General features: G+C 70.0%; 21 protein-coding genes. 1 reads left to right on the top strand and 20 read right to left on the bottom strand.

The features are described 5' to 3' along the window. Positions 1–23: 23 nt before the first annotated feature. Positions 24–353 carry a non-heme iron oxygenase ferredoxin subunit gene (locus tag ABZ215_RS18945; protein ID WP_354950468.1) on the bottom strand — a complete coding sequence of 110 codons (330 nt, stop codon included), beginning with the start codon at positions 351–353 and terminating at the stop codon, positions 24–26. A 229-nt stretch (positions 354–582) separates the two neighbouring features. On the opposite strand from ABZ215_RS18945, the gene ABZ215_RS18940 reads away from it, so the two are divergent. After that, positions 583–1,899, top strand: a complete 1,317-nt coding sequence (locus ABZ215_RS18940; protein WP_354950466.1) for an aromatic ring-hydroxylating dioxygenase subunit alpha — start codon at positions 583–585, stop codon at positions 1,897–1,899. Between the two features lie 72 nt (positions 1,900–1,971). Here ABZ215_RS18940 and ABZ215_RS18935 read toward each other — a convergent pair whose 3' ends face one another. From ABZ215_RS18935 to ABZ215_RS18845, 19 genes are all read right to left on the bottom strand, one after another. After that, a complete protein-coding gene (locus ABZ215_RS18935) occupies positions 1,972–2,634 on the bottom strand; it encodes a dienelactone hydrolase family protein (RefSeq protein WP_354950465.1) in 663 nt (220 codons plus the stop codon). Positions 2,635–2,644: 10 nt separating this feature from the next. After that, the gene (locus ABZ215_RS18930) at positions 2,645–3,448 is read right to left on the bottom strand and encodes an SDR family oxidoreductase (RefSeq protein WP_354950464.1); all 804 of its coding nucleotides are present in this window, start codon (positions 3,446–3,448) and stop codon (positions 2,645–2,647) included. Continuing rightward, complete coding sequence (locus ABZ215_RS18925) at positions 3,445–3,963, bottom strand: aromatic-ring-hydroxylating dioxygenase subunit beta (RefSeq protein WP_354950462.1); 519 nt, start codon at positions 3,961–3,963, stop codon at positions 3,445–3,447. Before ABZ215_RS18925 ends, ABZ215_RS18930 begins: the two co-directional genes overlap by 4 nt. A gap of 497 nt (positions 3,964–4,460) precedes the next feature. Continuing rightward, positions 4,461–5,906, bottom strand: coding sequence for an aldehyde dehydrogenase (locus tag ABZ215_RS18920; RefSeq protein ID WP_354950460.1), 1,446 nt, complete (start codon positions 5,904–5,906; stop codon positions 4,461–4,463). 32 nt (positions 5,907–5,938) lie between these two features. Beyond that, a complete protein-coding gene (locus ABZ215_RS18915; protein WP_354950458.1) occupies positions 5,939–6,139 on the bottom strand; it encodes a hypothetical protein in 201 nt (66 codons plus the stop codon). A 9-nt stretch (positions 6,140–6,148) separates the two neighbouring features. After that, complete coding sequence (locus ABZ215_RS18910; protein WP_354950528.1) at positions 6,149–7,366, bottom strand: peptidyl-prolyl cis-trans isomerase; 1,218 nt, start codon at positions 7,364–7,366, stop codon at positions 6,149–6,151. A gap of 2 nt (positions 7,367–7,368) precedes the next feature. Continuing rightward, on the bottom strand, positions 7,369–9,720 hold the full coding sequence (locus ABZ215_RS18905) for an RND transporter (RefSeq protein ID WP_354950456.1): 2,352 nt from the start codon (positions 9,718–9,720) through the stop codon (positions 7,369–7,371). Further along, positions 9,717–11,015 (bottom strand): MlaD family protein, encoded by a 1,299-nt coding sequence (locus ABZ215_RS18900; protein WP_354950454.1) that lies wholly within the window; start codon positions 11,013–11,015, stop codon positions 9,717–9,719. Before ABZ215_RS18900 ends, ABZ215_RS18905 begins: the two co-directional genes overlap by 4 nt. A 10-nt stretch (positions 11,016–11,025) precedes the next feature. Beyond that, positions 11,026–12,306, bottom strand: coding sequence for an MlaD family protein (locus ABZ215_RS18895; RefSeq protein ID WP_354950453.1), 1,281 nt, complete (start codon positions 12,304–12,306; stop codon positions 11,026–11,028). After that, the gene (locus ABZ215_RS18890) at positions 12,303–13,652 is read right to left on the bottom strand and encodes an MlaD family protein (protein WP_354950452.1); all 1,350 of its coding nucleotides are present in this window, start codon (positions 13,650–13,652) and stop codon (positions 12,303–12,305) included. Before ABZ215_RS18890 ends, ABZ215_RS18895 begins: the two co-directional genes overlap by 4 nt. Further along, positions 13,649–14,902 carry an MlaD family protein gene (locus ABZ215_RS18885; protein WP_354950526.1) on the bottom strand — a complete coding sequence of 418 codons (1,254 nt, stop codon included), beginning with the start codon at positions 14,900–14,902 and terminating at the stop codon, positions 13,649–13,651. The genes ABZ215_RS18890 and ABZ215_RS18885 overlap by 4 nt, the downstream gene beginning before the upstream one ends. Before the next feature lie 48 nt (positions 14,903–14,950). Further along, entirely contained in the window at positions 14,951–16,324 is a 1,374-nt protein-coding gene (locus ABZ215_RS18880) for an MlaD family protein (protein WP_354950451.1), read from the bottom strand. Between the two features lie 23 nt (positions 16,325–16,347). Continuing rightward, the gene (locus ABZ215_RS18875; protein WP_354950450.1) at positions 16,348–17,574 is read right to left on the bottom strand and encodes an MlaD family protein; all 1,227 of its coding nucleotides are present in this window, start codon (positions 17,572–17,574) and stop codon (positions 16,348–16,350) included. Between the two features lie 4 nt (positions 17,575–17,578). Next, on the bottom strand, positions 17,579–18,385 hold the full coding sequence (locus ABZ215_RS18870) for an ABC transporter ATP-binding protein (RefSeq protein ID WP_354950524.1): 807 nt from the start codon (positions 18,383–18,385) through the stop codon (positions 17,579–17,581). A 97-nt stretch (positions 18,386–18,482) separates the two neighbouring features. Continuing rightward, entirely contained in the window at positions 18,483–19,346 is an 864-nt protein-coding gene (locus ABZ215_RS18865) for an ABC transporter permease (protein ID WP_354950449.1), read from the bottom strand. Between the two features lie 8 nt (positions 19,347–19,354). After that, positions 19,355–20,200: an ABC transporter permease gene (locus ABZ215_RS18860; RefSeq protein ID WP_354950448.1), complete on the bottom strand. Its 846-nt coding sequence runs from the start codon at positions 20,198–20,200 to the stop codon at positions 19,355–19,357. Next, positions 20,197–20,598 carry a hypothetical protein gene (locus ABZ215_RS18855; protein ID WP_354950447.1) on the bottom strand — a complete coding sequence of 134 codons (402 nt, stop codon included), beginning with the start codon at positions 20,596–20,598 and terminating at the stop codon, positions 20,197–20,199. Before ABZ215_RS18855 ends, ABZ215_RS18860 begins: the two co-directional genes overlap by 4 nt. A 17-nt stretch (positions 20,599–20,615) precedes the next feature. Beyond that, a complete protein-coding gene (locus tag ABZ215_RS18850; RefSeq protein ID WP_354950446.1) occupies positions 20,616–21,182 on the bottom strand; it encodes a sigma-70 family RNA polymerase sigma factor in 567 nt (188 codons plus the stop codon). Positions 21,183–21,186: 4 nt separating this feature from the next. Next, entirely contained in the window at positions 21,187–22,293 is a 1,107-nt protein-coding gene (locus ABZ215_RS18845; RefSeq protein WP_354950445.1) for an NDMA-dependent alcohol dehydrogenase, read from the bottom strand. Between the last annotated feature and the right edge of the window lie 4 nt (positions 22,294–22,297).

The raw sequence follows: 22,297 nt of genomic DNA, 5'->3' as shown, positions 1-22,297 counted from the left end.
GTTCCTCACCGTTCTCCCCCGCCTCAGGCGAGGACGTAGACCTTGCCGTCCTCGACCTCGACCTCGTACGTTTTGAGCGCGACGGTCGCCGGGAAGCAGAGCGCCTCGCCGCTGCGGATGTCGAACCGCGCCATGTGCAACGGGCACACCACTTCGTTGCCCTCGAGATCGCTGTCCTCGCCGAGCGACCAGTCCTCATGGGTGCACGTGTCCGCCGTGGCGTAGAACTCGCCCTCGTCGTTGCGGTACAGGGCGATCGGGACATCGCCCGGCACGGTCATGGACTCGCCCTTGTCCAGTTCGTCCACGGTGCAGGCGAACCGGCGTTTCGTGGTTCCCGCGCTGCCGTCCATCTCACGCCTTTCAGACAGGTGCTGTTCGGTTCGGCAGGGCCCACCGTGGGCCCCACGCCCCGCAGTGTGAGCCGCGGTCACACCTCGGCCCCAGAGCCGGTTTCACTCGCTGGAACCGCCGGGCGTCCGGCATCGTCCGGTTCCGGAGGCCGGAACCGCACGATGCCCTCATCCGCGGAATCGGGGACCGTCTGCGTCATCCGGAACGGGAGACCGAAGGAGTTCTGTGGTGTCTGAGTACGTGATCGATGACCGGGACATGCCACGCTTCCGGGTCAACCGTCGGGCGATGGTGGATCCCGACGTGTTCGCCAGGGAACGTGACCGCATCTTCGAGCACAGCTGGCTCTACCTCGGCCACGAGACCGAGCTGCGCAAGAAGAACGACTTCAAGACACGGACCGTGGCGGGTCGCCCGCTGATCTTCGCGCGCGACAACAAAGGCCGGATCCGGGTCTGGATCAACTCGTGCCCGCACCGCGGGGCGATGCTGTGCCGCGAGCCCAAGGGCAACGCGCGTTTCCTCACCTGCTTCTACCACGGCTGGAGCTTCAGCACCGCCGGTGACATGGTCTCCATGCCCGGCGACGACTCCTACGGGGAGAACTTCGAGCGACCCGATCTGGCTGCGCCGCCGAAGGTCGACTCCTACCGGGGCTTCGTGTTCGTCAGCTTCGACCCGGACATCGTCGATCTCAAGACCTACCTCGCGGGCGCCACCGAGTACCTCGACCTCGTGTGCGACCAGTCCGAGACGGGAATGGAGGTTCTCGAGGGCACGCACGAGTACTCGGTGAAGGCCAACTGGAAGCTGCTGGTGGAAAACAGCTTCGACGGCTACCACGCCGTCTCCACCCATCAACGGTACTTCGAGATGGTGCTCGCGGCCCGGGGCAAGCTCGACCCGAGCGCACTCGGTGAGTCGCGGGGCATCGACCTCGGCAACGGGCACGCGGTGATCGCGGGGGCGCCGGCCACCGAAGGCCTGTTCGGGCGACCGCTGTCGGAGGCGGGCACAGCCGAACGCGACGCGCGGTTCGAGCGCTTCCGGGAGCGCTACGGGACGGGTTGGGTGAACCGCATGATGGGCAACCGGAACATGGTCATCTTCCCGAACCTGGTCGTGATCGACCTCGTGATGGGCGTGGTGGTCCGCAAGATCGAGCCCATCGCGCCGGACTACATGGAGGTGACCGCCTGGGAGCTGGCACCCCCGGAGGAGGGCGACGAGCTGCGCAAACAGCGGCTGGACAACTTCCTCACGTTCTGGGGGCCCGGTGGGCTGGCCTCGCCGGACGATGTCGAGGCGCTCGAGACGTGCCAGGTCGGCTACGGCGCCCGCAAGGAGCTCGAGTGGTCCGACATCTCGCGCGGCATGAACAAGCAGGTCAACTCCAGCACCGACGAGCTGCAGATGCGCACCTGGTGGCGCCGCTGGAACGAGCTGGTCACCGGGGAGACGTTGCCGCCGGAGGAACAGCTTCCGCTCGACGAGGTGTTCCGTGCCCCCCGGCGCGATCCCGACCACGCGGAGTCGGCGGTCTGACGAGCACCGGACGTGAGCACGAAGAGGGCGGTCGGAAGACACCTTCCGACCGCCCTCTTCGTTCGCGGTGGGTCAGCCGGAGACAGCCGCCCTGCGCCTGCGCCACTGCTCGGCCAGCGGCGTCAACCGGGGAGCCACCCGCAGCTCGAGCCACTCGATCGCACGCTGCCACCCGTCGTAGGAGGCGGCGTAGCTCACCCCATCGCCCTGGCGCCGGTGGAAGTCCGCGCCGACGCCCGGGTACGTCACCACTTGGCTGTAAACGTCGGTCCCGGCCGCGAGCCGGGCGCCGAGCGCGCGGACCTCCTCCGCTGACACCCCGGGGTCCTCGGCGCCGAAGAGCCCCAGCCAGGGCGTGCGAACCGCAGCGACACCGGCCAGCGGGCCGGACGGGGACAGGCTCACCGCGGCGCCGAAGCACCATTCGGCCGCGGCGTCGAGCACCGCCCGGCCGCCACGTCCCAGGCCGAGAAGGCCGATCTGGTCCCCGGTCCAGCCGCGCTCGGCGGCACGCTGGACCAACGGCTCGAGCACGCGCCCCCGGGCCTCGGCCGCCAGCGTCTCATAGCCGTGCTCGGCCAGCCGGTTCATCACCTCGGTCGCGTCGCGGTCGAGGCCGCCGGGGCCGCAGAGCAGCACCACGAGCCCGCGGGGCGCGCCACCGAGCGCGATCTCCAGAACGGGAAGTGTGCCGATCGCCGACCGCGCCGGCCGGATCATCACCACATCGCTCATCGCGTCTCCCTCACACCGGGTGCGGGGTCCATGGCCAGTACTTCGCCGTGGCGCCACCGTCGACGGTGATGTTCGTGCCGGTGACCATGGAACTCTCGTCGGAGGCGAGGTAGACCACGGCCCCGACGTAGTCCTCGGGCGTGGGAAGCCGGGACAGCGGCATCTGGGCCGCGAAGTCCGACCGGTACTCGGCAGACCGGCTGAGAAGGTCCGCCATCTGGGCACGCGCGACCGGGTCCGTGGGCGCGGTCGCGGTCGGCGTGAACCCGTTGACCCGGATCCCGTGCTCCGCCAGCTCCATCGCCACAGAGCGGGTGAAGTTGACGAGCCCGCTCTTGCCCGTGCAGTAGCCGATGTTGCCGGGCTGGCCCTGGAAGGCGGCGGTGGACAGCACGTTCACGATGCTGCCTGCCGTGTTCCTCTCGATCATCGCCCGCGCCACGGCGCGGGTGAACAGGAACGCGCCGCCGAGGATGACGTCGAGCTGCGCGCGGAAGTCGTCGTAGGGCATCGTCAGCAGGCCCTGCTGCTTGAAGAACACCGCGTTGTTAACCAGGATGTCGATCCTGCCCCACCGGGCGACCGCCTGGGCGACGGCGGCGTCCGCGTGCGCCGGGTCCGTCACGTCCCCGGCGCACGACTCGGCTTCCCCGCCGTTCGCGACGATCTTGGCGGCGCAGTCGTCGGCGACCTTGGCGGAGAGGTCGGTGCAGAGCACCCGCGCTCCCTCCGCCGCCAGTCCGAGTGCGAGGGTGCCGCCGATGTTGGGGCTGGTGCCGGTCACGATCGCGACCTTGTCCACGAGGCGGTTCACAGGATGATGCTCACTTTCCCATGCGGCCGCAACGCGTCCAGGTCCAGTACCGAGCGCCGGACGAGGAACCGCAACGCCCCGTCCTCTCCGCGTTCGACGACGTGCTCGTAGTGGCCGACGTAGGTGTCCACGGTCCCCGAACGCATGCGGAACACCGCGAAGTTCGCCGCGATGCCGAGCAGGTCGTCCCCACGGTCGGTGACCCGGACGTTCGAGATCATCCGGCGCGTACGGGAGTGCGGGTACTCGGCGTGCGCCGAACGCTTCATCAGGGAGTTGATTCGCTGCTCGAGCAGGAACCGGTCATCCTGCACCAGGAACAGGTCCCGGCTCGGGTCGCCGTCCGGCTTGTCCGTCGCCGGGATCAGGTAGTGGCCCGACGGGGCGAACAGTTCGAGCCACTCGGGCAGCCGCCAGGTGTCGAGCAGGTCGGCTTCGTGGTACAGGAACCTCTCGACCTCGTGGGTCAGCGCTATCGATTCGCCTGCTTGCAGCGGCGCCTGGACATCAACCACGGTTCCTCCTCTTCTCGGGCGTCGTGCCAGCCTCCCGCCCCGCCGTCCCGCGTTCCACCGGCTGTTCCGGGCTCCGGAACCACACCGTGTTCGCCTACTTGGTGCAGCGACGCGTGGCCGGGGACCGCCTCGGCACCGGGTCCGCGATCGCGGGCCGCAAGATCGGCCTGCTGACGGCGAACCCGCCTCTGAGGGCACCGGCGCGGTCTGTCTCTGCGATCCGCTGAACGCCCTGCTGTGGCTCGCCCGCACCGCACGGGAATTCGGCGATCCGCTGTGCGCGGGCCAGGTGGTGCTGTCGGGGGCGCTCGGCCCTATGGTGCTCCCTGGATGGAGATCGTGGCTTCCCTCGCTTCTCGGTCCGCCTGCCCCGGCACTCGGCCGACATCGAGGGTTCTTCGGTGCGCGACAAGGCGGACCTGGGCAGGTCCGGTCCTGGGACTTGCCGGAGGAGACCACGGTGGCCGGGCGATGGGGGGACCCGGCCACCGTGGTGCTCAACCCGTCAGGTACACCGACTGCAGGTGCTGGTAGGCAGTCAGGCCCTCCGGTCCCAGTTCCCGGCCGAGGCCGCTGGACTTCACCCCGCCGAACGGTGCGGTCGGGTCCGGCAGGTAGGCGTTGATGCCGATCGTGCCGGTGTCGACCCGCTTGGCCACCTCGACGGCCCGGTCCGGATCGGACGTCCACACCGAACCACCCAGACCGTAGTCGGAATCGTTGGCGATGCGCACGGCGTCGTCGACGTCGTCGTAGGGAATCACCGACAGGACGGGGCCGAAGATCTCCTCCTGCGCGATGGTGAAGTTGTTGTCCACGTCGGCGAACACGGTCGGCTGCACGTACCACCCGCGATCGAGCTGCTCGGGCCGCCCCCCGCCGACGGTGATCCGTGCGCCTTCGGCCCGGCCCTTGGCGATGTAGGACTCGACGCGCTCACGGTGCCGTGCGCTGACCATCGGGCCGATCTGGGTCCCGTGGTCCAGCGGATCACCGACGACGACCGCGCCCGCGAGGCCGGTGAAGACGTCGACCACCTCGTCGTACTTCGCCCGTGGCGCGAGAATCCGGCTGCCCAGGTAACAGGTCTGGCCGTTGTTGATGAACGAGGTGGCGAACAGCTGCTCGACACTCGTGGAAAGGTCGGCGTCGTCGAGCACGATCACCGCCGACTTGCCGCCCAGCTCCAGCGTCACCGGCCGCAGCAGCTTGCCGCACGCCTCCCCGATCGCCCGCCCGGCAGCGGTCGACCCGGTGAACGCCACCTTGTCCACGCCCGGATGCGACACCAGGTAGGCGCCGACCTCCCGGCCCCCGGGCACGAAGTTGAGCACCCCCGCGGGAACGCCTGCCTCCTCGACGGCTTCCGCGAGCAGAAAGGTGTCCAGAACCGTTTCCGGAGACGGTTTGACCACCACGGTGCAACCAGCGGCCATCGCCGGAGCGATCTTGAAGAACGCGAGCGCCTGCGGGAAGTTCCACGGCACGATCGCGCCGACGACTCCCATCGGGCGGCGACGGACCAAGGTCGTCCCGCCCAGCAGGCCGGGCCGCTTCTCCTCGGCCGGGCTCTCCCGGAGCAGGTTCGCGTAGTACCTCAGCAGGATGCTGGGAAACGCGCCTTCGAGCTGCTCCGCGATCGAGATCGGCATCCCGTTCTGGGAGCTGATCCGGCGGACCATCTCGTCCTTGCGGGCGTCGATGGCGTCCGCCAGCCGCTCCATGACCTCGGCCCGGCGGGCGGGCTCCCAGGAGGACCACCCGGACGGGTCCTGGAAGGCACGGCGCGCGGCCGCCACCGCATCGTCCACGTCCGCCTCGACGCCCAGAGGCACCGAGCCGAGCACCTCCTCGGTCGAGGCGGACACGACGGGAATGACGTCGTGACCGTGCGGGCTCACCCACTGTCCGCCGATATACAACTTCTCGTAGCTCAGACTCATCGACATTCTCCTTTCACAGCTTGCACTTCGGATCAGAACAGTCCTGGAACGACGGCCAGGGCGAAGAGCAGCGCCACCACCTGGCAGGCGAGCGCGCCTCGCCGGAGGACGGCGATCCGGTGGTCACGGTTCGCGCCCTGCCGGGCCAGCGCCGGGGCGTTGCGCCGGCCCCACCACCCGATCAGGCCGAGGGTGAGGGCGAGAACCAGCTGCGCGACCAGAACCGTCCACATAGATCGCTCTCACTTCCCCGTCGCCGGCGGTGTTGGTTGACCGTTGAGGACGGACGGCGGCGGCGCGTCCGGGTCCTGCGGCCGGTAGTCGTCGGCGTACTGGACAGCGGCGGCGTGGATCTGCTCTGTGAGCCAGTCCTGCCATCGGCTCATCGCCTGTTCTTCGACCAGCTTTTGCCTGAGCGTGCCCTGCACGGCGTCGAACTGGGCCGGCACCGGCGGCACGACCGAAACCACCTGTCCCACGTTCCAGCCGTACTGAGTCTGCACCGGCCCGAACAGTCCGCCGGCGGGCGCGGCGAAGGCCGCCTTGGCGTACCCCTCGTCGAGCTGAGCCGCCGAGAGCAGTCCGAGGGCGCCCCCGGAGGCGCGCGACTGGTCGTCCAGGCTCGTCGTCCTGGCCACGTCCTCGAAGGCGGCGCCCGCGGTCAGCCGCCCCAGTACCTGGTTCGCCTCGTCCTGGGTGCGGACCACGATGTTGCGGATGGCCCGCTTCTCCGGCGTGCCCAGGGACGCCTGGCGCTGGGCGAACGCCTCCCGCACCTGCTGGTCGGTCACCGTGATGCCCTGCGTCTGCTTCTCGAACAGCTGGTTGACGGCGAGCATGTGTTTGATCTCGTCGAGCACGGCCTGCTCGGACGTGCCGGCCGCACCGAGTCCCTGCACGAAGCCGGCGCGGGCGTCGGCGCCGTCGCCGGCCTGCTGCGAGATGTAGCGGTTCAGCACGTCCTGGGCGGTCTTGTCGGCGATGACGATTCCCTGCTCCCGCGCCTGGCCATCGAGGAGGATGCGCACGGCGTCCGCCTTGGCCAGGGCACGCCGAAAACCGTCGAGCTGAGCCGGATCCGTGGGGACCTGCAGGCCGTAGAGGGCTCGTAACCGGTCCGCCTCGGCGTTGAGCTCGTCAACGCTGACCATCGTGTCGCCGATGCGGAACGCCACGCCGTCCGGCAGCTTCCCGGCACTCCACCACAGGTACCCGCCGGACCCCGCGCCGGCGACCAGTACGACCACGAGGGCGAGCACTGCCCGCCCCTTGCGGCCCCGGGGCAGGCGGACCGCGGCACGCAGCCGCGCGGCCAGGGCGCGAACTGCTCCGGCCGGCCGGGGTTCGGTGTCCGGATCGGCGGCGGGCTCCTCCACCACCTCGCCGGTGTCCTCGCCGGGCTCGGCCAGCGTGCCGACCGCACCGGATGTCACGTTCCCGGTCTCGTCGTTGGCGGGCATGGTCAACGCACCTCCTCGAGCGTCTTGCGACAGGTTTCCTCGGCCACCGGCGCCGGCCGGGGTCTCGCCCGGCCGGTGACGGACGCGGCGACCACGCAGGCCGCCGACGCCATTGCCAGCACCACGGATCCGGCGAGCAGCAGCCCGAACTGCCGGATCACCGCCAGCTGTGACGCGGCCAGCGCCGCGTACCCCACCGCCGAGGTGACGGCCGCGAGCACGATCGACCGGCGCAGCGCCGGGTTGCCGGTTCGGACCGAAGCCGCGAGCACAACCGTGAACTCCGCCCCCACCGCGGCGGTCAGCGATCCGAGCGCGACCGTGATCGGGCTCAACGGGATCGCCGTCACCCACAGCACGAACAACCCAAGGCCCGTCGCGATCGTCGCAGCGAACACGGCCCGGACCGCGTCGGAGCGTCGCCGCAGGCCGGCCGCCAGCACCATGCCCGCGGCCACGATGCCCAGCACGTTGGACCACACGCGGTCCGCAGAGATCAGCTCGTCGCCCCGCACCGCCGCCATCGGCAGGCCGGTCAGGTCGGCCCGGTAGCCGGCGGGCGGCACCGGCAATCGCCGGAGGACGTCGTCGCGCAGGTCGCGCAGTGCGCCGAGGTCGTCCATCCGCGTGCCGAACACGAGCACGGCGCTCCGGTGGTCGGCGCGCACGACGGCGGAGCCGAGATACGGCGGCAGCAGCCGCATCCCGGCCTCGATCTGGGCGGTGGTGGGCCGGTCCCCGAGGAACGTCAGCAGCGACGGGAGCGAGATGACCGGCCGCAGCTGGTCACCGTGGGTGATCACGATGTCCTCCTGGGCACGGCGCATCCAGTCCAGCGCCTCCGGGCGCGTGACGTCCGGTCCATCGAGGACCAGGTCCACCTCCCCCGAGGAGCCGAGAGTCCGCTCGACCTTCGCCGCGTCGCCGAGGGCGGGCAGCCCGGCCGCGAAACCGTCCACATCGGCCTGCAGGGGCAACGCGGGCAAAGCGCACCAGCCGAGGACGGCGACACCGGCGGCGAGCACGACCGGCACGGCCGCGAGGCGGGTCCGCCGCGCCGGCGGTGCGCTCTCCCGGTCAGCCGGTTGCGGGTGCGACATCCGCCGCCGCAGCGCAAGGCCCGTCATGGCGGAAAAGAGCACACCGACCGACAGGGTCATGCCCAGATCGCGGACGAAGGGCAACGGCGAGACCACGAGCATCGCGAAGCTCGCCGCGCTCGCGCACGCCACGACGAGCACGGTCCGCTTGCGGGCGCGCTGGGTGAAGTAGGTCGGGTAGTAGCTGCCGACGCCCAGCAGCACCGACAGGAAGGCCACCACGCCGAGCGAGAGCGTCCGGCCCGCCCAGCCGAACACGGCCAGCGTCAGCGTGATCGCGACCAACGTGACGAACAGCGGCCGCAACCGGTACCGCCGACGGGTCCACGGAACGAGCCACAAGGCGAGTCCGACCGCGACCACCGCGATCCCACCGACAAGGGGTACCTCCCGGGCGACCTGATCGCCGATCGAGGACGCGACGACGGGTACCCCGGAGATCGTGACGCGGCTCGATGCCGGTCGCGCGGCGTCGACCGTGTCGCGCACATGCTCGGCCAGGGCGGCGGTGGCGGCGGCATCCATGCCCTCCCGCGGCCGGACCAGCACGGCTACCGCGTTCTGCGACGGCACGACGAAGTGCCACTGCGCCCGCACGCCGCCGTCGGGCGAATACATCAGGGAGTCGACGAACCGCTGGTTGCTCAGGGTGGGCAGCCCGGCAGGCATGCCCTGGACGAGCAACGGCCCATAGCGCCGGTCGAACTCGTCCACGGCCAGTTGCCCGGCGGCCTGCGCCCGAGCGGGCGAGGCGCCTTGTCCCGTCGCCTCCTGGACCGCCTGGTTGCGCACCGCGTCCCGCCGCCCGCTCAGCTCGGCCAGCAGGTCCTGCGCCCGTCCGGCGAGCTGGTTGAGGACCGTCGCCGGTCCGTGCACGCTCGCGACATCGGGCAGCCGCGCGAGACGCCCCTCGAGATCCAGCAACGTGAGCAGGTTCCGGCCGGTCAGGAGGTCCTTTGGCGCGTCCGACTCGATCAGCACCACCACCGGATCGCCGCCGAAGGAGCGGGCCTTCTCCTCCAGCCGCGTGACACTCTGGTCCCCGGCGGGCAGGAACGAATCGATGGTCGTCTCGATCCGCACTTTCGCCAGCCCGGCGACGGCGAGTACCGCCACGCACGCCACGGCCGCAGCAGCGAACCCACCACGGACGGTCCAGGTGCGTGGCGCGGCCCAGCGCAGGCTCGCCCGGCAGACGGGCCCGAGCCGCGCCGCGACGCGGCGCACCACGGCGATCGGCTTCCGGCTGCTCATTTCGGCGGCGTGTCCTGTTGCACGCGCGGGTACTCGCCGGTGAACGGCACCGGATCGACCGCGCCGGGTGCGGGATAGGGGTTGCGCGAGTTGAGCGGCCCGACGTTGGTGTTGAGCGGCAGCCCCGTCACCGCCTGACGGTTGAGGACCGGCAGCAGCCGCAGGGCCTTGCCGTTCTGGTTGCCCGTCATCAGCGAGGCGCCCCAGTTCACGAACAGGTGCGCGATGTCCTGCCCGTACGGCTCCAGGTAGGCGAGCATGGGGTTGAGCTGCAGGAGGTCGTTCTGCAGCGACGGGATCAGCGCGGTGAGGTCCGCGGCGGCGGGGGGCACCCGGTCCAGGGTCGCCGGGGCCTTGCCGAGCACCTCGTCGAGCGCGGGCAGGATGCCGCGCAACCGGGTCGCTGCGGCGGGAAGCTGTTCCAGCGCCACACCGAGATCGGGAGCCGCTGCCCGCAGGTCGTCGGCGACCGGGGTCAGCGCCGCGGACAGCTCAGAGACACTCGACGTGGCGTTGCGCGCGGTGTCCAGCACGCCGGGCAGCTTCCGGACGACGGCCTGCAAGTCTTCGCCGTTGCCTGCGGTCGCTGCGGCGAGCTGGTTGGCGTTGTCGACCAGCTCGGCGATCTCGCCCTGCCGGGTGTCCAGGGCGGCGAGGAGCGTCGCCGCACTGCCCGTCAGCTGCTGAAGGTCGGCCGATTGCGCGGCGAGCGCGTCCAGGGCGGTCTTGCCGTCCCGCCCGAGCACGCCGAGACCCGTCAGGGCCTCCTCGATGGCCTGCCGGCTGCCCGCGGTGGCCAGCCCCAGGGAACGCAGGCTCGAGCCGAGCGCCTGCCGGGTCCCGGCGTCGAGGCTGACGAGCACGTCGTTGAGCTCGACGGCGGGCTCGGCGGAACCGGCCGGTAAGCCGGCTCCGTTGGCCAGCGCGGCCCCGTCGCCGTCGGTGACCTCCAGGAACGTCTCGTCGACAAGCGTCTTCTCACGGACCCGCACGGTGGCGCCCTCGTGCAGCGGCGCGTTGCTGTCCAGCTGCAGGGTCACGCGTGCGACGTCCCCGGTCACCTGCAACTCGGCGACCTTGCCGACGGTGACGCCGGCCATGGTGACATCGGAGTCGGCGACCAGGTTGGACGCCTCGGGAAGGTCGAGGCTCACCCGGTACCCGGTCTTGCTGATCAACGGCACCCGCCCGCCGGAGTGGACCCAGAGGTACCCGAAGATCGCGAGGCAGACCACCAGGAAGGCGGCCAGCGCGGCAAGCCGGAGCTTCGGAAGTGCGGCGTGGGGAATCTTCATCGACGACCACCTAGCGCGGAGTGTGCGGGAACCGGTACGGGTCGGCCGGCGTGGAGAACGGGAGCAGGGCGTTGGTGCCCAGCGTCTGCGGCGTCACCACCAGGAAGCCGCGCAGGATGCCGCCGTTGCCGTCCTTCAGGCTGGTCAGCGACCGGGTGTTGATGAAGAACGCGCCCAGATCGGACAGGCTCGTCACGGCCGCGTTGGTGACGCTGTCGAGTCGCCCGGTGACCGAGCTCAGGTCCGGCATCGCCGCGTTGAGGTCGTCTGCCACCGGACGGAGGTCCTGCACGACCGGCTGGGCCTTCTGGACCACCGGAGCGCCCTTGTCGACGGTGCCGCCCAGGTTGTCGACGGTGTTGCTGAGCCTGTTGAGGGCGCCGGGCAAGGTGCCCGCGGCGTTCTTCAGGCTGTCCAGGGCCGGATCGAGCTGTCCGCTCAGCGACTGCACCGCGTCCGTGGCGTCCTTGAGCTGGCGGGTGAAGTCCGGCAGCTGGTCCAGCACCGATCGGAGGTCGTCACTGTGCGCGCCGAGTGCCTCGAGTGTCGTGTTCAGGTCTCCGGCGAGCCGTGCCAGACGCTCGCCGTCGCCGCCGACGGCGGTCGAGATCTGCGACAGCGCGGTGACCAGCCGCTGGAGGGTGTCCCGGCGCGTTTGCAGAGACTCGACCACCGGCTGCAGCCGCCGGGCGACCTCGTCGGTCATCCGCAGGCCGCCGGGGAGGTTGCCGGGCGCGGCGGCCAGCGCCACGTCGGATTCCTGCAGCAGCGTGGTGAGCGCCTGCCGCGTGTTGACGTCAAGGTGCGCGAGCGCCTCGTCGACCTGGATCGGCCGCTGCGACTGCATCACTGGCAATACGTCATCGGCGTTGAGCCGAGGTGCGGGCGGGCCGCCCGGGCTGAGCTCGACGTACATCTCGTTCAGCGGGCTCTTCGGGCGCAGCACCACGGTGGCGTTGCGGTACACGGCGTACTGACCGTCGATCGACAGCTCGAGCCGGGCGTGACCGTCGTCGTCCACGTCCGCCGACTCGATCTCCCCGACCTGGACGCCGGCGATCCGGACCTCCTGACCGTGCCCCGGGCTGACCCCCGGGGAGTCGGAGAACGTCGCGGAAAACGTGAACCGGTCGTCCCACGGCCAGGTGAAGCGCTGGTTGGCCAGGATGACGCCGCCGACGACCGCGGCGACGACGATCAGCGCGGCAAGCACCACGACGTTGCGCAGCAGGCCCGGCTCGGTTCGGACCCGCTGCCAGCTTCGTCCGATCCGGCCCAGTCGCGCGCTCATCGTCCCTCCCGCTGGTTGCGTTGGATCTGCTGATCGAGCTGGTCGAGGAAGTGCTGCAGGTTGATCGGCAGCCCGCCCGCGGTGCCCAGACCGAACCCGACCTGGATCGCGATCGCGTGCCCGTTGGGGTCGAACAGCGAAGCGGTTTTGTCCAGGTTCGCGACCGCACCGGCGATCTCCTGATACATCGGAACATCCGAATGGGACTGTGCGTACTCGCCACTGCCGTGGTAGGGCGAGTAGAGGAACGTCCGGACGGGGCCGTTCAGGCGGTCGAGCACCGGACCACGGAGGTCGTTCAGCACCGCGGTCGTCTGCCTGCTGACCGGCGTCAGCTGCCGCACCAGCGGCTCGGCGTCCACCAGCAGCGCGTCGGTCTGCCGGAGGAACGGGTCGGTGCGCACCAGGACCGGGTCGAGGTGGTTCAGCGTCTCCGACAGCTGCCGCGCCACCGGCCTGGCATCGTCGGCCGTGTCGCGGAGCTTGCCGAGGCTGGTGTCCAGCCGCCGCAACCCCGCGTCGGCCGAGCGCAACGTATCCGGCAGGTTCGCGATCGCGGCCGCGATCTGACCACTCTCGGCGCCGAGCACCGAGCTGGTGGTGTGCAGGTTCGTCACGATCGAGTCGAGCTGCCCCTGTTGCGCGGACAGCCGCGCGGAGGTCGATTCGAGGCCCGCGACGAGTTCGGTCAGATCGCTGCCCGGATTCTGTCCGCGCGCCGCCTCCAGCACGTCCGCCGCGGGTACCAGAAGGCCCGGGGCGTCGGCGAGGAGCTGATCGATCGCCTGGGCTCCGCCGTCACGCAAGGTCTGGTCGAGGTTGCCCACGGTGTGCTGCAAGCCGGCCAATGCGGACGGTTGCAGCGCGCCGGCGACCTGACCCAGCTCCACCGGAAGCTGAGTGCGTTCCACCGGGATCGTGCCGCCCGCCAGGTCCCCGGCGGCGCCGCCGGGCTGCAGGTCGATGAAGTAGCTGCCGCCGAGCAGGGTGGTCGGGCGGATCACCGCGGTCGGTTTGGACCGGAGCTTGGGCAGCGTGCCGCTGTCCAGCTTGACGGTGACCAGTGCGCTGCCATCGGTCTGCTCCTCGACGCCCGTCACGACGCCGACGGGCGCGAACGCGATCTTGACTTGCGACTGGTAGGGCTGCAGCCGGTAGTTGCGCGCGAAGTGGACGGAGATCGTGTCGCCGGGTTTGAGGGTCGTAAGAATTCGGGACTTGCCGAACAGGGCGGCTCCGACGACGAGCACCAGGACGATGAACGCGACGCCCAGCTTCAGGGAGGAGACCCCGCGATGCGCGCCGTCCGCGTCCTTGCGGCCGAGCAGCTTGCGCAGCACGGTCATCGTCCACCTCCCTGGTTGCCGAGCAGCGACGTGCGCCGGTGGTTCTGAGCCTCGCCGGGTGCGGAGTACGGGTCGCGAGTCACGGTCGGGTCCTTCAGCCCCACCAGCCCGGTCACCGATTCGGTGCCGATCGGCGGGTAGATCCGGAGGTAGTGCCCGGCCGCGTCGCCGTACTGCATCGCGTCGGCGAAGTCGGTGAAGAACATCGAGATCTCCGGCGAGTACGGGGCGATCTGGGACAGCGGCCGCTGTGCCGTGGCAACCGCCCGGGTGAGCATCGGAGCGAGCGGCCGCGCGTCGGCGAGCGTGGTGGTGAGCGCGTCGACGGCGGGCTGCGCCTGGTCGGCGACGCCAGTCAGGTGCTGCAACGGCGGGATGCCTTCGCGCAGGACACCGCGGACGTCGGGAGTCGCCGAGCCGAGGGCGTCCGCACCGGGAGCCAGGATGGTCAGGGCCGATTCGGCGCTGATCAGCGGCTGCCGTAGGTCCCGCAGCGCGCCGCGGGCCTGCACCAGCGTGTCCGGCGCGCGGTCCAGTGCGGCGCGCAGTGGCTCCCCGCCACCGGGGTCGAGCGCCCGTAGCGTGGTGTCCAGGCGGCCGGCCAGCTCGCCGAGCTGCTGCTGACGCCCGTCGAACGCGGTCGCGAACCGGTTCGCCGCCTGCAACAGGCGGCTCAGGTCATGCCCGGATCCCGCGGTCAGGGCACGCGACACCGTCCCCAGGTCGGGCAGCATCGTGGGCAGGGCGCCCACGGCGTCGGCGAAGTCCGGCACGTGGCCGCCCGCGCCGCCACCGACCTCGCGGATGGTCGATCCGAGCGCCTGCCGGGTCGGTGCGTCGAGCACCGCGAGCACATCGGACAGCTCCTGGGCGCCCACTGTCGCCGTCACCGGGATGACTGCTCCGGGGTCGAGCCGCCCGGCCTCCGGCGCACCCGGTTCGAGGTCGACGTACTTCTGTCCCAGGGCCGATCGCGCCCCGACCGAGGCGGCCGCGGCCGAGGCGTTCCGGTAGATCGGCCGGTCGTCGTCGAGCCGCATGGTGACCTGCGGCGTGCCGTCGACCAGGTCGATCGCGGTCACCTGTCCCACCCGGACGTTGGCGATCCGCACGTCGTCTCCCGCACGCAAGCCGCCGACGTCGGTGAAGGCGGCCCGCACCACGGTCCCCGACTGCCCGGGAAGCCCAGCGCTGGCGGTGAGTGCGACGTAGAGCGCACCCGCGAACACCACCGCGACGGCCGCCCCCATCAGCACGGCGCGACGATGCGCCCACTTCCTGCTACGCCTGGCCATCGGTCAGTTACCTCCCAGGAGGAATTGCAGTGCGCCGCTCTCTTGGCTCTGTGACAAGCCGGTCACGCTGCCGTCCGGCGCCGTCTGCGGGGACAGCAACCCGCCCAGCAGCCCGCCCGGGCCGTCCGGGGCCTGCTGCTCGGCCGGTGCGCCGGGGAGCGGCAACGGCAACGGCAGGGGGTCGGCGCCGCCCGCGGCCGGGGTGACCGGGCCGGCGGGCAACAAGCCGGTGAGGATCTTCGGGTCGATGATCGTGAGGGCCCGGAAGTAGTGGGCGATCCCGTCGCTGCCATTGGTGCTCAGCGCCCAGCCGCGCACGAAGTTCATGACCTCACCGATGTTGCCGGCCAGCTCGTTCACGATGGGCCGTAGCGACGCGGCGTCCGCCTTGAGGGGCCCGCCCGCCTTCAGCAGCTCCTGGGTGACCGGACGCGCCGCGTCGAGGAGTGCCTGAGCCTTGTCGAGCACCGGCTGCGCGTGGGTCAGCGCGGGGTCGGCGGCATCGGCGAAACGGATGATCTCGTCGCTGATCGCCTGGAGGTTGTCGGTTACCGGCCGAATGTCGCCCAGCACCGGCGTCGCGGCGTTCGCCGTCCCGGCGAGCTGGGACAGGGTGGCCCGCGCCTCGGCCAGGGTCGCGGGCAGCTCAGCGAGGGTGTCGCGCAGCTGTTGCTGCCGTCCGGCGGTCGTGGCCAGCAGGTCGTGCGCGGACCCGACCAGGCTGTCGAGGGTGCGGCCGTTGTCCATGGCCAGCGACCCCGCGACCGGCTCGATCCTGTCCACCAGCTGACTGAGCGTCGTGTTCTGTTCGTCGAGGACCTTCGCGAGACCGGCCGCGTCGGTCATCGCCGGGGCCAGTGCCTTGATCGTGTCGGCGACATTGGTCCCGTTGCCCTGCATGCCCTGCCCGAGCATGGTGACCAGGGCGGCGAGGGCGTCGCCGGTGTCGTTGTCCAGGACGTTGAGGACCTGGTCGAGGTCGGTGTTCTGGGACGTCCGGGCCAGCGGGATCACCTCACCCGGTGGCAGCGGCGGGGCAGACGGCGAGCCGCGCTCGAGGTCCAGGAATCGCTCACCGAGGAGGCTGACCGGACGGACGGCGACGGTCGCGTCGTCGTGCAGCGGAAGCGCACGGTTGTCCACGGTGAACGCGACCTCGGCGTGCCCGTCGACCACGGACATCGCGGTGACCCGCCCTACCACCACACCGTCGACCTTCACGTCGTTGCCCACCAGCAGCGGACTCGCGTCCGCGAACTGCGCCACCACCGTCCGCTGAGGACTGTCGTCGGCACTCCAGGATCCCGCGATCGACCATCCGAGGCCGATCAGCGCGACGACGACGACACTCGTAACACGCAGCCGGTGTCGCCACACACGGACTCCAGCACTCGTCCCGTTCATCGCACTCCACTCCCCCACGCGTCCTGCCAGGGCTGGTTGGCGTTCGCACCGGGCAGGGGGTAGGGCTCGTTCTCGGTACCGGGAAGGAGGATTCCCGGGCTGTTGCCGAACGTGGTCGCGCCTTCCTGGAGGTAGAAGCGGACGAAGTGTCCGTTGGCGTCGTAGTTGCCACCATTGGAGGTCCACTCCGAGACCCAGCCGGCCAGCTCGGGCGTGTACGGCCGCAGATAGTTCAGTACCGGGCCGAGGTAGCCCGCCGTCTCACTGACTCCGGGCACGGTCTGGTGCACGGCGTCGAGCAGTCCGGGGGTGAACTCCAGAAGCTGCTTCGCGCTCGTGAGCGTCGGGGCGAGCTTGTCGAGCAGCGGGGGCACCTGCCGCAGTACCGGTGACAGATGCTGAGCGGCCGAGGGCAGCTGCTGGGTCGCCGGACGAAGATCCCTCAGCAGCGGCACGGCCTTGTCCGCCGTGCCCGGCACGTTGCCCAGCACCGTGTTCGCGGTGTCCAGGGTGCCGGGCAGGAGCTGCAGCGCGGTCGCCAGCTGCTGCCGCTGGCCGACGGTTGCGGAGGTGGTCCGGGACAGCGCGTCGATGACTGCGCGGACATCCGAGTCGTGTGCGGCCAGCGTGCTGACCATCGCGTTCAGCTGCGTCACGAGATCACGAATGGCCGGGCCGTCGTGGCCGATCGAGCCCAGCACCTGCCCCAGCGCGGCCAGCGCGGGCCCCGCGGCGCGCAGGGTCGCGTTCGCGTCCTGCTCGTTCCCTTCCAGCGTCGTGTCGAGCTGCTTCACCAGCGACGACAGGTGGTCGCGGGTGGGCTTGTCCAGCGCGGCCAGCACCTGGTCCAGGTTCATCGGCTCCGCCTGCGTGCCGGGAATCATCCCGCCGTCCGGGATCACCGCGTTGCCGGGAGCCCCGTCGGCGATCTCGATCCAGCGTTCACCCAGCAGCGCCTTCCATTCCACGGTCAGCTTCGCCCCGTCGTGCAACGGACCTCTGTCCGAGTCCAGCGCCAGCCGGATCATGGCCTTGCCGTCCTGGACGGAGATGGACTCGATGGTGCCCGCCGGAAAGCCGTTCATCGTCACCACGCCGCCCTCGTGCAGGTTCGTCGCCGATCCCAGCAGCACGCCGACGCGGTAGGAACGACCACCCGCCGCCCACGCCGCGCCGGCGACCACCGCGACCGCCACCGCGGCGATGACAAGAATCCTTCGCATGCCCTCAGTCCATTCCCAGCGGGCCGGCCGACTCGCCGGCGAGGAACTGCCGGACGAAGGGATCCTGTGAGGCGAAGGCCTCCTCGGCCTCTCCGTAGTGGACGACCTTGCCCTTCCAGATCAGACCGACGTAGTCGCTGACCTTGCGGGCACTGCGGATGTCGTGGGTGACGACGAGGTAGGTGCCCTTGTGCCGCTCGTGCATCTCGAGGATCAGGTCGCACAGCAGGCTCGTGCGCACCGGGTCCAGTCCCGAGTCCGGTTCGTCGAACAGCACGATCTCCGGATTCATGACCAGTGCCCGGGCGAATCCCGCGCGCTTGCGCATGCCGCCGGATATCTCGTTGGGATGCTTGGTCAGGGCGGCTTCCAGGCCCACCTCGATCAGCCGCTCCATGACGATCTCCTCGATCTCCGCCTCGTCCAGCGCCGTGTGCTTGCGCAGCGGGAACGCGACGTTGTCGTAGATGTTCATGGACCCGAACAGGGCTCCGTCCTGGAACAGCACGCCGAACCGCTTGCGCAGCTCGTAGCGCTCGTGCTCGGAGATCCGCCAGATGTCCTTGCCGAAGATCAGCACCTCACCGTCGTCCGGTTCGAGCAAACCGACGAGGTGCTTGATCAGCACGCTCTTACCGGTTCCCGACGGGCCCAGCACGGTGGTGATCGCGTCGTTGGCGAACTCCAGGTTGAGCCCGTTGAGGACACGGAAGTCGCCGAACGCCTTGTGCACGTCGCGCACCTGCATCGTGTGCGCCGGCCTGCCCGCGATCGGGCCCGTTGTCCCGCCGGGTACCGGCGGTACGGTCAGGGGTACCGAAATCCGTGTTGTGGTCTCCGCGTTTCCGGCTTCCACCGGGCCTCCTCGTCATCGGCACGAACTCGTCGGACTTCGTCGGGAAAGGGGGTCAGTTCGCGATCGGCGCGTTCGGGCTCAGGCCCCAGAACAGCTGGGTGCCGAGCAGACCCACGACGTGGATCAGCACCATCGACAGCATCATCGACTTGGCCGTGTTCCGGCCGACCCCCACCGGGCCACCGCCTGCCGTGTAGCCGTAATAGCAGCCGACGAACACCACCACCGTCCCCATCGCCATCGCCTTGGCGAGCGAGTACAGGAAGTCCAGCGGGTTCTGGAAAAGCCAGAACGTGTAGAGGTACCCGCCAGGGGACACACCGGCCAGCTGCACCACGGTCACGAGGTACATCGACAGGTACATCAGCCCGAGTCCCACCGTGAACAGCAATGGCATCGCGATCCAGGTGGCGACCACCCGCGTTCCCACGAGGTAGCTGCGCGACCTGATGCCCATCACCTCCATCGCGTCGATCTCTTCGGCGATGCGCATGGAACCGATCTCGGCGACCAGGCCGCAGCCGACCTTGGCCGCGAAGATGTAGCCCCACATGTAGGGCGCCATCTCCCGGGTGCCGCAGTAGGTGTTGAAGATCCCGCTGTAGATCGGCGCGCCGATCTGTTTGAGGGTGTAGCTCGCCTCGAGCCCGCACACCGATCCCATGACGAACTGCATCGCCCAGATGATCAGTCCACTCGAGATGATGAGAATGCCCGCCTGGTGGAAGATCTCCGAGAAGTACCGGCGCACCTGGGGCAGCGCCCGCACGGTCTGGCCGGAGAACCGGGCGATGTCGCCGCCGGTCGCGATCGCATTCCGGACCCTGGCTCCGATGTGCGCGGCGGAAATCTCGATGTCGGGAGGTTTTGGTGCCCGGGACACACCCACCCGCTGGGCGTCCTGTTCGGTCTGCATGGGTTTCCCTACTTGTAGACCTGCATCTGCGGGTTGAGCCCGAGCAGGATGGTGGTGAACACGTAGTTGATGACCCAGATCGCGGCGAACGCGCTCACCACCGCCTGGTTCACCGCGCGGCCGACGCCGATCGGACCGCCCTTGACGTGGATTCCCTTGTAACAGCAGACGACACCGATGATGAAACCGAAGACGGTGGTCTTGGCGACGCTGCCCCAGATGTCGGTGGTGGTCGCGTTGTCGAAGAAACTCGCGAAGAACGACGCCTGGTTCGCACCGAAGATGACGACGCCGGCGATGTAGCCGCCGATCACGCCGAACACCAGCGCGACCAGATCCATCAGCCCGGTCATGAACGTGACCGCGATGACGCGGGGAAGCACCAGGTCGCGGATCGGATCGACACCGAGCACTTCCATCGCATCGATTTCCTCGCGGATCCGCCGCGCCCCGAGGTCCGCCGTCATCGCGGTGCCCACCACCCCCGCGACCACCATCGCGTTGATCCACGGCGCGAACTCGCGGACGCTCGCCATGATGAAGAAGGATCCGAGCCGTTCCGGAATCCCGAACAACAGGAAGATGTTGCCGCCCTGCAGCCCGGGTGCGCCCAGGCCGAACGCCGTCGTGGACACGGCCATCGGCAGCCAGCAGAGCTTCAGCACGTTGAACATCTGGTCCCGTACCGAACCCCAGTAGCCGAACGGATGCCGGATCGCCGACCAGAGGACGTCGCCGGCCAGCCGCAGCATCTCACCGGCCTGCGCGAACGGCGATCCCACCCGTCCGGTGAGACGCCGTACCGCGACCGTGGACTTCGCGGGCGCCGCCTTCGGCGCTGCCGCCGTCGTCATGCCCCCGCCTTTCGCCGGCGGATCCCCGCGACGAGGCCACAGCCACCGCCCATGGCCGCCGCGGCGAGCAGGGCCGAGACGACCTGGCCGGCGCCGGCGAGGCCGTTGCCCGCCACCACCAGGGGCAGCACCAGAACGTACGAGCCCACTGCTGCGCACACGCCCTGCAGCGCCGGCCGGGACGTCTGTCCGATCCGAACGCCGGCAACGCCGAAGGCGACCAGCGCGACCAGCCCCAGCCAGTACTGGCCGGCCACCGGGACCCGTGCCGCCAGCGGCGCCGCCAGCCCGCCGAGCACGAGGACGGTGAACCCCCCTGAGCAACCCCGGATCAGCGCCTCGGCGTCGAGCCGGTCCAGACCTGTGAACCACGAGCGCGGCGACCACCCAATCCGCATCGGGTTGTCTCCCTTCCTCATGCCGCGATCTCCCGCCACGCGAGAAGACCCTCGAGTTTTCGTATCGCCCGCAGTTGCAACTGGCGGACGGCCGCCTCGCCCCGGCCGAGCAGAAGCGCGGTCTCCGCGACCGACCGGTCCTCCAGGAACCGCAGACGCAGGCACTCCCGTTGGTCCGGTCCCAGCCGGGCGAGGCCGTCCCGCACCTCCTCGCGCAGCTGGCGCCGCAGAACCAGCTGTTCCGCGCTGAGTTCGAAACGGCCGTCCTCGGGGAGAACGTCGACCGGGATCTCGGCCTGGTTGTACCTGGACTTGAAATGGTCGATCACGATGTTGCGGCCGATGGTGATCAGCCAGCCGCGGAACTTGCCGTCCTGCCTGCGCACGGACCGCGCCCGCATCACCCGCACGAACACCTCACTGGTGAAGTCCTCGGCGAGGTGCCGGTTGGGCACTCTCGCCTGGATGTAGCGCCGGACCTCGCCGACGTGCGCGCGGTAGAGGACGGCCAGCGACTCCCGGTCGCCGCGCCGGGCGGCCTCGAGCAGGGCCCACGACTCTGAGTCGGCCAGTACGGCGAACACCGCGTCAGAACCGGATGAGACCGCGGATGTTGCGGCCGGACAACAGGTCATCATAACCCTCGTTGATGTCCTCGAGCCGGTACTCGGTAGTCACCAGCTCGTCGAGTTTGAGCAGGCCCGCGTTGTACAACTCCAGGTACCGGGGAATGTCGAACCGGGGGTTGGAGGAGCCGAAGAGCGCGCCCCTGATCGACTTCTCGAACAGGGTCAGCTCGAACAGCGACGCCGTCACCGACGTGTCGGTGGGGTGCCCCAGCGCCGTCACGACGACGCGGCCGCGCTTGCCGACCAATGTCAGCGCCTCACCGACCTGGTGACCTTCGGCGTTGTCGGTGGTGATGATGCAGGCGTCCGCGAGCCGGCCGCGGGTGATGTCCGTGATCACGGGCAGGGCCTCGGCGACCGAGGCGAATGTGTGCGTCGCGCCGAACGTCCTGGCCTTGTCCCGTTTGAACTCCACGGGATCGATGGCGATCACGTAGGCCGCGCCTGCGTTGCGCGCGCCCTGGATCGCGTTGACGCCGATGCCACCGGCGCCCATCACCACGGCGCAGTCACCGTGCCGGATCTCTCCGCTGTTGACCGCGCTGCCGTAACCGGTCGGAACCCCGCACCCGACCAGCGCCGCCTTGTCCAGGGCAGTGCCCTCGTCGACCTTGACGACCGAGGCCTGGGGAACGACCGTGTACTCCGAGAACGTCCCCAGCAGGCACATCTGCCCGACACCCTGGCCCCGTGCGTGGAATCGGTGCGTACCGTCCAGCTGCGGCCCGAGGATGACCGAGCCGCCGAGATCGCACAGGTTGGTCATCCCTCGCGCACAGTAGGCGCACTGTCCGCAGGCGGGCAGGAAGCTCAGCACGACGGGGTCGCCCTCGGCCAGACCGGTGACGCCCGGGCCGAGGCCGGCGACCACACCGGCGCCCTCGTGCCCGCCGACCACCGGATAGGGCATCGGCATGTCCCCGGTGACGAGGTGGTAGTCCGAATGGCACAAACCACTGGCTGTCAGCTTGACCAGCACCTCACCTTCGCGAGGCGGATCCAGCTCGACTTCCTCGACCTGCCATTTTTCGTTTGGTGCCCAGATGACCGCGGCTTTGGTCTTCATCGTC

The organism is Amycolatopsis sp. NPDC006131 (genome assembly GCF_040614175.1).
Lineage (GTDB): Bacteria > Actinomycetota > Actinomycetes > Mycobacteriales > Pseudonocardiaceae > Amycolatopsis_E > Amycolatopsis_E tucumanensis.
This window is presented reverse-complemented; position numbering and strand designations above follow the sequence as displayed.

What these genes read in the sequence shown, in the direction of transcription:
- ABZ215_RS18945 (WP_354950468.1), bottom strand. Translation starts at nt 353, where the DNA reads ATGGACGGCAGCGCGGGAACCACGAAACGCCGGTTCGCCTGCACCGTG.
- ABZ215_RS18920 (WP_354950460.1), bottom strand. Translation starts at nt 5,906, where the DNA reads ATGAGTCTGAGCTACGAGAAGTTGTATATCGGCGGACAGTGGGTGAGC.
- ABZ215_RS18845 (WP_354950445.1), bottom strand. Translation starts at nt 22,293, where the DNA reads ATGAAGACCAAAGCCGCGGTCATCTGGGCACCAAACGAAAAATGGCAG.
- ABZ215_RS18860 (WP_354950448.1), bottom strand. Translation starts at nt 20,200, where the DNA reads ATGACGACGGCGGCAGCGCCGAAGGCGGCGCCCGCGAAGTCCACGGTC.
- ABZ215_RS18895 (WP_354950453.1), bottom strand. Translation starts at nt 12,306, where the DNA reads ATGAGCGCGCGACTGGGCCGGATCGGACGAAGCTGGCAGCGGGTCCGA.
- ABZ215_RS18885 (WP_354950526.1), bottom strand. Translation starts at nt 14,902, where the DNA reads ATGGGGGCGGCCGTCGCGGTGGTGTTCGCGGGTGCGCTCTACGTCGCA.
- ABZ215_RS18935 (WP_354950465.1), bottom strand. Translation starts at nt 2,634, where the DNA reads ATGAGCGATGTGGTGATGATCCGGCCGGCGCGGTCGGCGATCGGCACA.
- ABZ215_RS18900 (WP_354950454.1), bottom strand. Translation starts at nt 11,015, where the DNA reads ATGAAGATTCCCCACGCCGCACTTCCGAAGCTCCGGCTTGCCGCGCTG.
- ABZ215_RS18890 (WP_354950452.1), bottom strand. Translation starts at nt 13,652, where the DNA reads ATGACCGTGCTGCGCAAGCTGCTCGGCCGCAAGGACGCGGACGGCGCG.
- ABZ215_RS18855 (WP_354950447.1), bottom strand. Translation starts at nt 20,598, where the DNA reads ATGCGGATTGGGTGGTCGCCGCGCTCGTGGTTCACAGGTCTGGACCGG.
- ABZ215_RS18905 (WP_354950456.1), bottom strand. Translation starts at nt 9,720, where the DNA reads ATGAGCAGCCGGAAGCCGATCGCCGTGGTGCGCCGCGTCGCGGCGCGG.
- ABZ215_RS18910 (WP_354950528.1), bottom strand. Translation starts at nt 7,366, where the DNA reads ATGCCCGCCAACGACGAGACCGGGAACGTGACATCCGGTGCGGTCGGC.
- ABZ215_RS18865 (WP_354950449.1), bottom strand. Translation starts at nt 19,346, where the DNA reads ATGCAGACCGAACAGGACGCCCAGCGGGTGGGTGTGTCCCGGGCACCA.
- ABZ215_RS18915 (WP_354950458.1), bottom strand. Translation starts at nt 6,139, where the DNA reads ATGTGGACGGTTCTGGTCGCGCAGCTGGTTCTCGCCCTCACCCTCGGC.
- ABZ215_RS18875 (WP_354950450.1), bottom strand. Translation starts at nt 17,574, where the DNA reads ATGCGAAGGATTCTTGTCATCGCCGCGGTGGCGGTCGCGGTGGTCGCC.